This is a genomic window from Vibrio sp. 10N.222.47.A9 (assembly GCF_963872585.1).
GTDB classification, from domain to species: Bacteria; Pseudomonadota; Gammaproteobacteria; order Enterobacterales; family Vibrionaceae; genus Vibrio; species Vibrio splendidus.
On record NZ_CAWNBB010000113.1, the window covers coordinates 1 to 14,091 of the forward strand.

Below are 14,091 nucleotides of genomic sequence, written 5' to 3' on the forward strand. Positions count from 1 at the left end.
GCCAGTAGTACCTTGTAAGCCTTGTGGCCCGATATCGCCTTTAGGACCTTGTGCGCCAGTCGCACCTAGTAAGCCTTGTGGTCCGGTATCGCCTTTGGCTCCTTGTGCGCCAGTAGTACCTAGTAAGCCTTGTGGCCCGATATCGCCTTTAGGACCTTGTGCGCCAGTCGCACCTAGTAAGCCTTGTGGTCCGTTATCGCCTTTAGGCCCTTGTGCGCCAGCTTCACCTGGTGAGCCAGTGTCACCCTTAGGCCCTTGCGCGCCAGCTTCACCTTGTGAGCCAGTGTCACCTTTAGGTCCCTGCACGCCGGCTTCACCTTGTGGACCGGTGTCACCTACGCTTCCGGAATCACCTTGAGGGCCGATTTCGCCTTGCGCACCCGTTTCACCTTTCAAACCAGCGATATCACCAACCCATTTGCCATCTTGATCGATGACAATGTCATCATTAACTTTAAGCTCAGATAAGTTGGCTATACCGATTACGGAGCTGGACATTTCCGCATGGTAGGAGCGTGGAGTGGTATATAATTTTAACTTTGGCGACATTTCTCCATCGTTGTCGATGTTGATCCCCAAGTACAAATCTGAGTTTACGAAAATAGACGTATCAATTGGCCAATTTTCACCGAGGGTGACGCTATAGTTACCATCGATAAATTCGACAAATTTTTCATTCTGCCAGAGTAGTTGACCATCACTTTTATAGATAGAGAACATAACTGGCAACGTAGCATCAATGGTTGTTTCACTGTTTGCATCGTACAGAACACCATTATGATTGAACTCCGCTGCATATGTGGAGCAAGAAATAAATAAAGCGGCTAGTAGGATATTAATATTTTTCATGATAGATCCTATTGGAGTTATTTAACTCTAACTTGGTAATTTACGGAGCTGAGTTTAGCGGTAGGCTTTTCGGAACTTGCGATACTTACAAGCTTAAATAAGGGAGAGCTAGCAACTTGTTTAGGTGGCTCGAAACCTTGTTCAGTTTTTGGAACAGAATAAACGACCTCTGGTGATGGGGTGCCTTGTGTCTGTCCTCCACTTGGTGAAGAGCCATTTTGCGTTTGTTCTGGGTCTGAACACCCAGCTAGAGCCAGGCAAGTGAAAATGTAACTGACGACAATTCTCATAGTGTTTTCCATAACTTTTACTGGATAACGCATTAGTAAAATATGTTATCCAGTACTGTGAATTCCTAAGGTTCACGAGATGCAGTCCACTTTCTCGAATCGCTTTATTACAGCTGAAGAGTTTTTAAGCTAGTCAGGCGATATTGTTCTCGCTAACCATTAACATACTTAAGTAAGAAGCTTTGTTCTATTACACACTATTACATGGTGTAAGATCCGAAAGACGAATGAGGGGGAAAGGAAGCGTTTAATTTAGGCTAAATTTAATGTACTTGAAGGGCTGCAAGGCAAGTTGTTGACCATTACAATTTGAAATGAAGTGGGTAAACCAACAGGCTTTCTGTTGGTTTACTTACCGGGTCTGCTGGTTATGCTGCAAGGTGTCTCGAATCTACTTCTAATTTACTGCCTTTAATGATTTGATAATCTTTTATCGCTAACCTAACTCTGCCTCGTTTTCTTTCGATAAGGTTGGGTACTAAAACACCTTCTGGTTCTAATAATTCCGAAAGTTGTTTACGCGCTCTATATATCTGAATATTAATATGAGTTTCTGCAAGTCCCAGATCTTTCGTTAGTTGCTCTATGGTTCGCCAACCTTGCATGGGCTCTGTGACATTGTTTTTTAGATCTTCTGCTTTATATCGTGCTAGCAAGGCGGTCAAATAGTGGTGACTTCGCGCCTGACAGTCGATTGACCTTTGTCCATCTCTGATGGTGAGTTCAGTCAGTTCTTCATCGAGACTGATATTGAAGATATAGCAAAGATTACTGGATGGTTGCTTTGCAAGACACATTGTTTCTGTGTCTTCAGCCTCAACACTTTTGAATAATTGCCAAGTCTTTTCCGAAAACTTAATCTGTTCACCATCATTTAAGCTGCTGCACAAGTTGTTCTCAAAGTGCTCACATTGCCACTCCAGTTTAGCCTGATCATAAAAGACGATTAACTCAGGAGATGTGTCGTTGGGCAAGAAATGATAGTGCTCTAGATAAATAGGCTTTAGGTCCGGTTCTATGTAAACTTCTTGCTGCGTTGGTAATAAAACGTCTTTTGGTGGCTCAAGACTTTCTACGACAAAAGGGTCTGTTTGTGCACTTGAGAACAAAATTTGATCATTGACGTTGAGTAATTGAGGTCGATTAGGTTCTATCATCTGACCATTTATTCGGATCCCGTTTTGACTGATATCACGGATAGACCAATGTTTCTGAAATTCTATGATAGCGTGTATTCGAGAAACGTCCGGTAAATTGATAGTGGTGTTGACGGATGATGAAAGCCGGCCAAACTTGTGAAACGCTTTAAGGTGTATAGGGTTCGTAAATCGTTGATTACTTAGATAAGCCATGAGTTTTCTCACTATTTATGAAACTTTAGATGACGTTGTCTTTAAATAGTATAGCTGTTGGCATAGTGCAGTGTTTCCTCAATAATTAATTCGTCTAGCATCTCGAGTTGTTGTTGGTAGCCATCAATACTCTGAGTCAGATTTTCCATAGCTTGTGTAAGGATACTTTCAACTTGTTCTGCCGTCTCTTCGTTTGTTTGCCATTGGTTTTGGATGTGTGTTATCTCGTCAGTTTGTTCGTTGGAAGTCCAAAGTGATGTTAGCTTCCAACCTGTTTCACGAGCGAGTGGGGGAAAAATAATATTTGATAACTCGATGAACTTTTTCTCTTGTTCACGTTTGATCTTTAAGGTCGCGATAAGGTTTAGGGCATTTACGTAGTTCATTAGTGATTTCCTGATTGCAGATAAAATTGATAGTCCTGGATGGCGGCGCGTTCCAGCTCGCTATAGGACGAAAAGCCAAGTCTTGGCCAAAGGTCGTTTGGATCTTGCGTTAGGCTATTTGGATGTTTGGCTGAAAAAAACCAGTTCCATAACTGTTCTTCATTGATATTGAGATCAGACAGCGATAGTAAAGGGGTGTCGCGTTTAAATGTGATCCGAGCTTGGTAGTCGGAATAGCGCTGATTGAGCTTCAACAGGTCGATCAGCTCTTCGTCAAAATGCTGGTGGTTTCCACTTAGCCAAGCGAGCAGAGATTCATGGGAAACCAGAGCGTCAAAGTCGTGACTGTTGACCTGTTGTGATGTTAACCAGTTAGCCAAGTGCTTAAAATCTATGGCTTGGTCTGTATAGGCCGATTGTCTAAGAGCCATTTCAAGTAAGGCATTTTGTTTATGCTCATCCGAAATGCTTGGATTATGGGAAGAGGCGGTTCTCAATGCGCTTTTTCGGGAAATAGCCTGTTGTTTTAGCTCCCAAAAGCAACCATCGATCTTAAGTTCTCGGTGAAGATCCTCGCTCGTTATTGAATGGTTTGAGAGTTTTCTTTGGTGGTTCAATAGAGAAACTAACCGCTCCCAGGCATCCGTTGGCTTAAAGTGATGTCTAACTTTTGGTGAGAGAGGGAGCAACAGCTTTGGGTGCCCAGCAAGTTTTTTTAGAAGAGTAACAGCATCACATTTTTTAATATCTATGTAATTGTTTTCTGTAAACCTACGTAATGACTGAGCCCTATCGTCCCCAAAAAACTCAAGAGCATATTCATAAAGCTTAGATAAAGTTCGCTTCGGGTAGTGAAGCTGTTTTAATGCCCCTATAATTTGCGCTGACTCTTGTTGGTTTATTATACGACTTTCGACGGCGTGCTCTAGGGTTGCACGAATGTTCACCATAGGGGACGAGATGTGTGGGTACCCCAGTTCTGCGGGTCCATGAACCAGAGCTACCTCGTCATCATCTTCCAAAACTCCATTTATGTAGTCTTCGAAGACTCTACCAGAACCTTCCATCCCAAAATGGGCTAGCTCAGCCGCTCTTAGGGATCCCATGCTCGAGCAACCATATACTTTGATGCCTAAAGATAAGGCATAGAGTATTTCTTTGTGCCAGACAGCAGGGACACTTTCGAAGTAACCATCAATTAAAACGATCACATTCGGTTGGTCGTATGTGGCTAAATAAATGTCTCCTTGCTTGGCGGGGGGCCGACAGTCTGCATTTATAATGCTCTTAATGTTAGTCGTAGAGAGAGTCGGGCCGGAAAAAATAATAATGCTCATGCTAATTCCCCCGCAACTAACGAGCCTTTGGCAGCTAAAGCTCGCGCTCCCATCTCGTAACCTGGCAGCTCTTCAATACTTTCTAATCCAGGAACAATGACACGTACAACAGGTATGTGAAATTCACTTTTTTCTAGGTTTACGAAGGCTGCTTGAGTAAGGCCTACGTTATTTAGCTTGCTTAAAATGAGTTCAATGTCTTTCGTAAAGCACGTATTGTTCCAAGAGTGGATATCTTTAAAGTTTCTAAGCAAACAAGGTTTCATGTTAGTTGCTTGCTCCTTCTGCTTAGAATTTAGGACTAGATAAGCGTTGGCATCGATATCATCTCTCGAACCCGAAATCATGGTTAGACGCGTCTGCGCTGCTTCTGTTAACGCTCTTAACAGGCTAATGGCCTTGCATGGGTGAGTACCTGATCCGAAAGCTGGATAAGAAGGGCCTTGCCCCTGTGAATCAGATATGATTCGACAGAAGAAACTCGCGAGTTCAATATCTGATGTGATATCCCAAACTTGAACATCAATACCAGCCAAACGGTATTGTTCGATAATCGCCAGGCAATCCTCATCATCCACGGTATTGAGGTCTAGTTGGTTGGTGTATGGGTCACTTAGGTGTCGTTGCTTTACTCTCCACAATGCTAAGGCATCGCGTTCAATCGTTTCGCAGAGTCCGTGTACTATCGCTTCCTCTATGCTATTGCCGGAAGCCAAACCGTTTGAACTCATGACAAAAGCGCCACTGCCAGTAGGCAATGGAAGCGTATAGTTGCAATGAACGACCTCATAAGGGACATACGTAGATTGTTGAGTAAACAGCTCAGTTCCTTCCACCCACAGACGTTGTTCATGTTCTGAGAATTGACTAAACGCCAACTTGGGTAAAGCCTCGATATTTAGAACTGAACACTTTTTCGAAAGCTGATGAAAATTTGCTAATTTAAGTGGTAGTTCAATGTGCTCAGCGTGGTAAGTCTCTATTGCTTCCATAGCGCCAGATACTTTTGCTGACATCAAGTCCAATCCTTTTCCTTGAGCGACAGAAATTGCATAGGAGTCAGGTCGGCAGACAGTGACGACAGGAATTCCGATATGATCCAGCCCAGTGATGTTTGCAACGCGGGTTATTCCCATCTCTTTAAAGTAAGGGGATATTCTTTCGAAAGTGGTCCCGGGAGAGCACTGGCGATGCGTTCCTTTTCTGTGTTTTTTTTGAGGCATTAATGGTCCTTCAATGACAAAGATTCGGAGCCAAATGTCCTATTTGGCTCCTTAGCAATAGCTCGAACAAAAACAGTAACTCGCTTCTTATTTAAGGAAACTCTGCAAGTTTGCAACAGTGCAAACGGTTCCCACGAGTAAGCTTTCTTCCTGTAAATCTTTCGGGTTTACCGCTCCGACTTGTACACCTGCATCACGATAGTATCGAGCTAATGACTGGGCAGTGAGTGTATTACTGTTTTGTTTAATAGAGTCTAAGTGAGGAGTTAAGTCGTCTTGGTGTCGATGGATACTCGCTTTTAACTCATTAAGCGTCTCTTGCAACTCATTGAGGTTCTCACTTGCACCTTCTTCTAAGTTCAAAGCCTCTAGCTTGTCTAGATCATTTACGCTTAGGTAGTGAACATGATAAGGATAAAACTGGTTATCATCTCTGACCAATAAAGGATTGACGTACGAAACGATATAGATATTTTCAGAGACAGGTTCTTTTAGTTGCTTTAGCGCTGATAATGGAATGTGGTCGTTAACAAAACTCATGACAGGCGCACTAGAGTTCAGCTCAAGGTTGCTGATAGGAGAGTCTCTACCAACGTCCTGTTGGGAGGCGTTGTGTTGGGGAGCACGTAGCCTATTGAGCTGTAAAAGACGCAGATCGAGTAGGTATCCAGGTTTTAAATCTGACATATTAATATCAGGTGGGCACTGTGCATTGTCTAGGTTCCACGGTAAAACTTTAGTCAACGCAGGCCCCATAATATTGATTTGTTGCAGCTTTTGGCCTTCCTTTTGTGCTCCAAAAAAGAAGTGAAAATCGGTTGAGCTGTAGCACCATTCAAGGCGTTTTACTGACTCTGACGTATAGTCTTCATGATTTATGAGTGTTGCCTGTTGACCATTTTGTCTGATCACATAAATATCTTGTGAACGCAGAGTCAGTTGACCTTTCTCATCAATATAAGGGCTCAGTTCTTTTTGAAGTTCTTCTATGGATTGGTTGTTCATATTTTGTCCTTTTAATTATAAATAACCTAGCGCTTGTGCATTTCTCAATGCTTTAAGTATCAGTTGCTGACGGTGTTCGTCGTTGTGTTTTTCATTCATTACTTCCTTGAGTGGGCCAACGACAGGGTGGGGAAGTGCGTGCTGGCTGATGTCCAGCAATGTTATAGCGATTTCGGTGGTGCGCTCTTGGATGCTATCTGTTATTGCGTCTGACGGTAGAAGAGTTAATAACTCGAGTTCTACGAGTAGAGCCAACCATTGAAGTGGAAATGGGAACTCGTTTGATAGCGCTTTCCAAATATTATTGCTTTTTTGGATGAGAGCTTGGCTGTGAGAAACATCGCCTTGCCTACAAGCAAGCCAAGATTCATTTGCATAAGCAATAGCCACGTAGTCATCCATCCCAGAGTTTTTTGCGTAGGATAAGGCTTGCTCCCAATAACGACGTGTATTCTCAGTGTCACCTTGCAGTCTAAAAAGTATGGTTAGGTAGGCGAGGCAACGGGTTTTAAGTGTTGTATCGGCTTTCTCACTGGCGCTTTTTAATGCCGCTAAAAGGTGGTTTTCTGCTTCCGCATATTGCTGACTAAATAAGTACGTAAACCCTAAGCTAAACAAGCTGTGTGTTTGCAGTTGATGGTCGTCAGTTTCTAAAGATGTGTTGTAGGCTGTTTTAGCTAAACTGATCTGATTTTGAGTTAGATTGTAACGAGTTCTTCGTAATTCAAACTGTAGTTTTGCATCGTAAAACTGTGCTTGTGAAAGTGGATCCGTAAAGTACTCAAGACACGTTTCAATACTGCAAATTATGCTGCTCATGTTAGGCAATTCGTTACGCCAGTAATGGATATACAATTTAGATAATTGGACCGTTAACCATGTGTTATACCAACGTGAATCCTTAACTGTATGGCTGTTTAACAGAGCTTCTGCCCGGCTATAGTTACCTAGAGCCTTTTCATGTAAATGATGAGTTTCTAGAGATTTACCGTATTTAACGTACAAAATGACGCTGGTTAAAATATCCCCCGCCGTATTTTCATTAAGAGCTTCTAGGTAATAAGAGCGTGCTTCGTCGTGTTTCGCTAAACGGATCAAGTTATCACCAAGCCCGATAAGCGCTGAGAGTTTGTCAGGATTGGCTCCGTCATTTTTATCAGCAAGCAACGATATGTTTAGCGACTTTTCATAATGTCGAATCGCATCGTCTACCATGGAAGCTTTAGCAGCTTGCTCTCCCGCTTTCAAATAGTAGACCGTCGCTCGTACCGGTGTGTGTGTGTTTGACCAATGATCGCCGATTACTGCTGGGGGATAGTCTGCCCCCTCTTGGTTTTCCATGGCCATTGCGAGTTGCTGGTGAGTGATGTGTTGTGTTGTCGAACTTTCGTAGATGGCATCGCGTATTAGAGCGTGCTTGAACTGATATAGGTTGCCTTCCACACTGCGTTGTTTAAAAACAATATTGCTACGCTGCAGCTCATCTAGGTCAGCTTGGATCTGCCCTATGTTCTTGTCTGAAGCTTGTAGAATTAATGCTTCGCCGAATGTTCGTCCTATAGCGGCGGCAAGTTGGGCGGTATCTTTAGCGAAAGTAAGATCATTGAGTTTCTGTTGAAGGGTGCCTCTGAGGTTTTCCGGTACTTGTGATTCAGGCTCTGTGACGTTGAAGTCAATACAGCCATTCACCTTTGTAACCAGGTTGTTTTTCTGTGCATGAAACACCAACTCCTCAAGAAAGAGTGGGTTTCCATCGCTTCTGGTTGTGAATAATTGTTTCACTCGCTCACTAACGGCTACGTGCTCGAATAAGTGTTCAATCAATTGGTGGCACTCTCCCTGCGTTAGAGACGAAAGTTCAACCTCGTAAGCTTTGGTCGATTTTAGTGTTTCAGGAAGAGGTGTACGTGAGCTGTTCAGCCAGCGAACGTTTTGGGTATTGTGAACTGCTTTTTCAATCAGATAGTGGATAAATTCTAGCGTAGTAGCATCAGACCAATGGACATCCTCACAAATAAACAAGCATGAGTCGTGATCGGATGTGAAGCCGTTGCAAATCAAAGACAGAAGGTGGGACATGGTTAAAAAGAGATATGACTTCTGTTGGCTAAGAGAAAGGGTCGATATTGCTTGTTGGAATTCCTTTTCACTTTGGTGAGACAATTTTGAATAAGGTTGTAACCAGGCCCAGAGAATGGCTGAGCCTCTTTCTCTTCCTAGTGATGAGAGCGGCAGTGAATCTAGGGCCGTTTTGTAATTGTACTCGGCATGTTGGCCATTAAGCTCGAAGTGCGCAGAAAAAAAGTTAAGCAAGGGGAACAGAGCATTCGTTTGAAACTCAGGTAAACACTGCAGAGAAAACGAACGGGTGTTGCTTAAGCGCTCTTTTAGTTCGAGAATTAAACGAGACTTACCAATCCCAGCTTCACCGTGAATATGAAGGAGTTGATGTTGGCAGTGTGGCTGGTTCAAACGAAAAAGTTGTTCGAGGGTTATCTGCCGACCCACAATAGTGCTGTGTGATTGTGTTTTACGCAGAAATGAGAAAGCTTCAGATAAACGCTCTCCCCTAAGGCGATATCCATAAGGTGCCGCGCATATTGAATCATGACTAATGGGCTCAAACACAAGCTGATGGCTAAGCATCTCCCTAAATTGAGGCGAACAGGTGATTTCGCCGGGATGACTATTTCGAGCAAGAGTCATCGCTTCGGCTGAGACTCGCCCTTCAGGTATCGCCCCGTCCATGCTTCTCATCATCCCTTTAGACAAGCCGATTCTAAGTTCGAATTTGAGATTATGCTGTTCTAAGAATGATGTTTGTTTAGCGTGGAGGTTGCTCCAAATATCGAGCGCTGCCCTGGCGCTGAGTCGGCTATCGTTGTCACTGACCACAGGGTAGCCGAAATAAAATAGCGTAGTGTCACCAACGGTAGCTACATGAGTTGCCCCAAAACGAAGTGCGATATCGACACATTGACTGTGATGATCTGATAAAAGCATTTCTGCTATATCTTGCTTGTCGAGTGTCGACTCACTAGCACCTGTTCTATCTTCAGAAAGAATCAAGCACAGAGCTGTGATTTGCTTTCTCTCCGTGAATTTTGAGTAGTAAGAGGATGATAATTCCCCTGTTTGTGTCATTGATTCTTGGACCAATTCAGGCGCTTCTTTCGAGACCGAGTGAGGAGCCTTTGGTGCTATGTCGGAAAAATTAAATCGACGAAACTCACGATATAATTCAACGGTGTTACCAGGGCGATCTTGTGCTTTTTTATGAAGTACACGACGAAAAAAATGCGCCGAATGATGCCCTGCGAGGAGACCTAACGGGATATTTGCAGCGCTGAGCTGATGATAAAAAATGGATGCAGCACTGTTGCCTTTTATTGCAGGAACACCGGTGAGACACTCTAAAAATACAAGTCCCCAGGAATAAATATCAGTTTGAGGTAGAGATGGCTCACCTCTTAACTGCTCAGGGGCACTGTATTTAGGGGTTCCTAAGGTTTCATCATTTAATGTTAATGTTTGGAAATCCGATGTTTTTCCATCACTTTTAAGTGTACTGATCCCAAAATCAAGGATTTTAATGTGTTGTTTCGCCCCTACATTGAAGAGCATTATGTTAGCTGGCTTTATATCTCGATGAATGATACCGAGTTCATGAGCATGAGCGAGAGCATCCAGTACTGAAGCCATGATCTCTGCGGACTTTGATGGTGTTATTTGACCACGGGAAGCCAAATAATCCTTCAGTGTTACGCCATCGACAAATTCGTAGACGGCGTACAAGATATAATCACCCTGCTGACCCTTGTCCAGCAGTGATACGATGTTAGGGTGGTTTAAACGACGAACCAAATCACACTCTCGTTTGAAGCGAGCGATTTTTTTTTGTCTTTTCTGAGGGCATTCAGTTTCTGTTAGTGTAAGAAACTTTATCGCGACAATTTTTCGAGTGTTGAGTTGCACCGCTTTATAGACTTTTCCGAACCCACCTTCGCCTATCTGTTCAAGCAATGTGTAATGTTTGGAGTGAAACTGTGCTTCAACTGTGTCCGTTGTATTTTCTTTTAAGGCCATTTACCTACTCTTGAGATCCATCTCGAGGAACATAAGTCTAGTACTTAAGGAGTGGTAGTGATAGCGATTGTTATTAACTTTCAATGATTCAACGTGATTCAACGTGATTCATAAGGTTAGGTTTGTGTTTTCGCGACTTAGATTGTGTTTTTTCTAGTTTTCTATGAGGGATTTTACTTACTTGTAAATTGTTAGGTGAGTAAATAAGCCTCCCAGATTTATTGAACGTATTTGTCGACCGTATCAAATATATTCTGGGTAGCCTTTTTGAAGTCCGAAGAGGTTTAGAACGTTAATAGATTGTTTTTCTTGATCTAAAGTGGTTATAACCTATTTCTGGCGGTGAACTGAGCGGGAGTTTTTGATATGGACCGCTGTACTTTTCTTTCGTTTTTATTAGACATTGGTAATGCTGTTGGAAATATTCTCGCGTTGGTATTGAGCTGTCTTTAAAGCTGATAAATGCCCCTTTAGTCCCACATACGTCAGTATCTCGACATACTTCCATCCAATCCAAAGCTCGATTCACATAATTATAGATAGGGTTATTTTGGCCTTTTTCGACCTCATAAACCTTGTCGTTCCACCAGGTTTGATATTGGATAGTGTATTGAGACGTTGTATAGGGAAAAGCGACCCGTTTACTGGCTTTTTCGTTCGTGTCGTTAGCGTAGAATGGCCCAGAAATAGCGCCCAGAGTAACGTAGCTGAACAGCCCTAATGACTCACTCTCTTTACTAATGAGAGTTGAAGTTAAAGATCGGATAAACTGCTCTTTGCCAACGTCGCTCAGCCCTTGGTTTGAGACGACCTTCGAGGTGATTTTGTGTGGGGCTGGGGAATCAAAATCGGGAGCAAACGGCTTACTTTTATCTGAAGCCGAAGAGAGACGCCTTACATCATACAATGAGTTTCTTGCCCAATGACCCATTAATGCAGAATCATAGAAATGCTTGCTGTCAGTGCCCGTTATTTTAAGCATTCCTGCAGAGAAGTATTGCTGTACAAAATCTTTAAGTTTCTCTTCGCTACCCTCCCAGTAACCATACATGATGCACGGGTGCTGAAGCTCTTTAAAACATTTTTTTTCAGTAGTAGATGTTGAGGGGATAGCATTGATTTTAAGGTTCGTTCCAACGAATTCTATGTTGTTCTCATCATTAATTGCATTTTCCCATTGCTCTAAAACGCGGTAAGTGGAGTTATGCCCGGTATCGGCTTCTTTTGTGTTCCAGTGCAGTTCAAAGCGATGAATTTCATTAGGGATCTCGAAGGTACGAACAGTGAATTCCAATACAATGCCGTAGCTCAACGCACCACCACCACGAAGTGCCCACAGTAGATCTGAATTTTGCTCATCGTTAACAATGATGACCTCACCATTCTCCAATAAGACTCTTGCTGCAATCAAAGATTCACAACACATGCCATGTAAGCGAGTCCAAGGGCCCCATCCCCCACCTTGAATGTAACCTGCTAAGCCAACCGTTGCGCAAGTTCCATGAGGTATGGTCAATGCAGGGCGCGTATCATTTTCGGTGTCGGCCAAAATAGGTATAAGTTGGTAGAAGCGATAGCCAGCACCAATATCGGCTACGTAGCCTTGAGAGTCTTGCTTCACATCCAGTGTTTTTAATCCACTTAGATCGAGCAGAACAACATCATTTCCAGTGCATTCACCTTCGTGATCATGCCCCCCAGATCGTACTTTTACGGGTAAGTTAAATTTAACGGCCAACTGATAAGCGTTGACGACGTCTGACTCACTTCGACACATAACAATTACGGACGGGTAAGCAATAAAGCGTGTATTAAAAATAAGTGTTTGAGCTTGATACTGGCTAAGGCCTGGACTTTGGGAGGGGCGAGAGCGATGTGAAACCAAAATCTGTGTTTTATCAACACCAAGTTCGGACAATTCATAGTAATAACGCGCAGCATTATTTTTGTATATTGCCATGAGGCGCTGTGCTTCTAATAACTGTTCGTGAGGTGTGTCGGATAGCTCGAATTGTGTATTGATATCGTTCATGACAGTTCCTTGTTTGAAGAATTCAGTGATTCTTTGATTGGGCATTGATAAATGGTTTGCCTTAGCAGCGATATTGCGAAAAAGCGCCCCATTAGTGTCAAGCCACGTTTGATTCAGCCTTGGCTATCTAAACCGACTTGAACTAAGGTCGGCCTAGTCGATACCGCGGATATATGGTCGAAGAAATGGTCTAAATCCTCTTTGTTAACGTTCACTTCAACACTACTGCTCGTAGCCCCGGCACCACTTACTGCAGCATCATCACCCAAAGCCGCTATATCAAGACCGCCACTCATTTTGATTCCATTCATACTTTTAAAGGTCATTCAAAATGTACAGGAGAAGCTGTTTCATTCAATTACACGGTATTACACCATCGGTAGAGCAAGGTGTAATACCGTGTAATTGAGCGGAGCATTGTTAGGTACTAGATTCGTCGGAAACAAAATCTATTTCGTCAACATGGCTGAAAAGGGGGAGACAGAGCTCTTCGGTTCATGGAAGGGAAGGAGGTTTTGTGTAACGGTTTAACATTAAGGAGCTTCAAATACGCATAAACCAATGGATATCTAAGCTGACACCGATAGCTGTAATAATTGGTGTATTTTCATCAGGCAGTGCCGCGCTAGCTGCAGTACGGACCCTTTGATGGGTTCTGTGTGTGTAACAGCAGCAGAATTTTGCCCTGCTCCGTATTATATGAAAGCGGAAGGTCAATATTTGCCAATCAGTGAATGGCAAGCACTGTATTCCTTATTGGGTACAAACTTTGGTGGTGATGCTAGAACCAACTTCCAGCTGCCAGATATGCGTGGCCGCACCGCAGTAGGTCAAGGGTTTGGGCCTGGTTTGAGGGCTATAGCACTAGCTCAACGGGGTGGTGAGGATTTTATTAAACTTACACAGAACAGTCTGCCACCTCATAAGCATGTCGTCGGGGCAGGCGTTCGAGTTAATGCGAGCAATGTCAATATTGACGTTGCTGTGGAAGTCCCCCTTTCTACCAGTTCAGGAACTAGCCATAAGGTACCTGAGAGTGGCGCAACATTTTTAAACACGGTTGGTAAAGATAACTTCGGTGACAATGACGAAGTGAAGATTTATGGAAGCGCTGGGACCTCGGGAGCGCATTTAGTCGGAACGGGGAAGTCTGAGGTGCAGCTTGGTAATAATATTTTCGTGGAAGGAGAGGTGGAGTCTACGGGAGAGGGGGAGGAGTTTGAAAACAGACAGCCTTTTGTCGGGCTTACCCACTGTATTGCAGTGAATGGTACTTATCCTTCTAGGTATTAAATTCCTCTGTAAGGTAATTGTGGTGCTTGAGTAAGCTTCTTGACGTGCGATAAAAGCGTTATTGTCGTGTGTTCGTTGATTTCTACAACTATCCACTGGTTTAAAAGGTACACCTTACCCCTGCTGGAACTGCTTATCACTGAACTGAATTGAATTGAATTGTAAGCGTCTTTAAATCGACTCATTCAATCCTTTCAATAAACGTCGTAACATTGAATTGGCTTTGTTGCGTAATTCA

At 43.2% G+C, this 14,091-nt stretch carries 9 protein-coding genes and 1 pseudogene; 1 reads left to right on the plus strand and 9 read right to left on the minus strand.

Going from position 1 to position 14,091, the window contains the following annotated elements; all coding sequences use genetic code 11:
• From AACT19_RS25435 to AACT19_RS25475, 9 genes and pseudogenes are all read right to left on the minus strand, one after another.
• A pseudogene (locus tag AACT19_RS25435) lies at nt 1-849 on the minus strand (collagen-like protein); the annotation flags it as partial.
• A gap of 658 nt (nt 850-1,507) precedes the next feature.
• Nucleotides 1,508-2,491: an FHA domain-containing protein gene (locus tag AACT19_RS25440; protein ID WP_076649418.1), complete on the minus strand. Its 984-nt coding sequence runs from the start codon at nt 2,489-2,491 to the stop codon at nt 1,508-1,510.
• Nucleotides 2,492-2,532: 41 nt separating this feature from the next.
• Nucleotides 2,533-2,877 (minus strand): hypothetical protein, encoded by a 345-nt coding sequence (locus tag AACT19_RS25445; protein WP_076649420.1) that lies wholly within the window; start codon nt 2,875-2,877, stop codon nt 2,533-2,535.
• Nucleotides 2,877-4,214 (minus strand): TfuA-like protein, encoded by a 1,338-nt coding sequence (locus tag AACT19_RS25450; protein WP_076649422.1) that lies wholly within the window; start codon nt 4,212-4,214, stop codon nt 2,877-2,879. The genes AACT19_RS25445 and AACT19_RS25450 overlap by 1 nt, the downstream gene beginning before the upstream one ends.
• Entirely contained in the window at nt 4,211-5,437 is a 1,227-nt protein-coding gene (locus AACT19_RS25455) for a YcaO-like family protein (RefSeq protein WP_076649424.1), read from the minus strand. Before AACT19_RS25455 ends, AACT19_RS25450 begins: the two co-directional genes overlap by 4 nt.
• 87 nt (nt 5,438-5,524) lie before the next feature.
• On the minus strand, nt 5,525-6,442 hold the full coding sequence (locus AACT19_RS25460; protein WP_076649426.1) for a hypothetical protein: 918 nt from the start codon (nt 6,440-6,442) through the stop codon (nt 5,525-5,527).
• 15 nt (nt 6,443-6,457) lie between these two features.
• Nucleotides 6,458-10,528 (minus strand): protein kinase domain-containing protein, encoded by a 4,071-nt coding sequence (locus tag AACT19_RS25465; RefSeq protein WP_076649428.1) that lies wholly within the window; start codon nt 10,526-10,528, stop codon nt 6,458-6,460.
• Nucleotides 10,529-10,820: 292 nt separating this feature from the next.
• Nucleotides 10,821-12,560, minus strand: coding sequence for an FAD-binding oxidoreductase (locus tag AACT19_RS25470; RefSeq protein ID WP_076649430.1), 1,740 nt, complete (start codon nt 12,558-12,560; stop codon nt 10,821-10,823).
• Between the two features lie 113 nt (nt 12,561-12,673).
• The gene (locus tag AACT19_RS25475) at nt 12,674-12,856 is read right to left on the minus strand and encodes a hypothetical protein (RefSeq protein ID WP_076649432.1); all 183 of its coding nucleotides are present in this window, start codon (nt 12,854-12,856) and stop codon (nt 12,674-12,676) included.
• A 352-nt stretch (nt 12,857-13,208) separates the two neighbouring features.
• Between AACT19_RS25475 and AACT19_RS25480 the strand changes: the two genes are divergently transcribed.
• The gene (locus AACT19_RS25480; RefSeq protein WP_076649434.1) at nt 13,209-13,853 is read left to right on the plus strand and encodes a phage tail protein; all 645 of its coding nucleotides are present in this window, start codon (nt 13,209-13,211) and stop codon (nt 13,851-13,853) included.
• Nucleotides 13,854-14,091: the final 238 nt, after the last annotated feature.

Excerpts from the sequence above, each read along its gene's own strand:
- AACT19_RS25455 (WP_076649424.1), bottom strand. The coding sequence starts at position 5,437 with ATGCCTCAAAAAAAACACAGAAAAGGAACGCATCGCCAGTGCTCTCCC.
- AACT19_RS25470 (WP_076649430.1), bottom strand. The coding sequence starts at position 12,560 with ATGAACGATATCAATACACAATTCGAGCTATCCGACACACCTCACGAA.
- AACT19_RS25475 (WP_076649432.1), bottom strand. The coding sequence starts at position 12,856 with ATGAGTGGCGGTCTTGATATAGCGGCTTTGGGTGATGATGCTGCAGTA.
- AACT19_RS25450 (WP_076649422.1), bottom strand. The coding sequence starts at position 4,214 with ATGAGCATTATTATTTTTTCCGGCCCGACTCTCTCTACGACTAACATT.
- AACT19_RS25465 (WP_076649428.1), bottom strand. The coding sequence starts at position 10,528 with ATGGCCTTAAAAGAAAATACAACGGACACAGTTGAAGCACAGTTTCAC.
- AACT19_RS25440 (WP_076649418.1), bottom strand. The coding sequence starts at position 2,491 with ATGGCTTATCTAAGTAATCAACGATTTACGAACCCTATACACCTTAAA.
- AACT19_RS25460 (WP_076649426.1), bottom strand. The coding sequence starts at position 6,442 with ATGAACAACCAATCCATAGAAGAACTTCAAAAAGAACTGAGCCCTTAT.
- AACT19_RS25480 (WP_076649434.1), top strand. The coding sequence starts at position 13,209 with ATGGGTTCTGTGTGTGTAACAGCAGCAGAATTTTGCCCTGCTCCGTAT.
- AACT19_RS25445 (WP_076649420.1), bottom strand. The coding sequence starts at position 2,877 with ATGAACTACGTAAATGCCCTAAACCTTATCGCGACCTTAAAGATCAAA.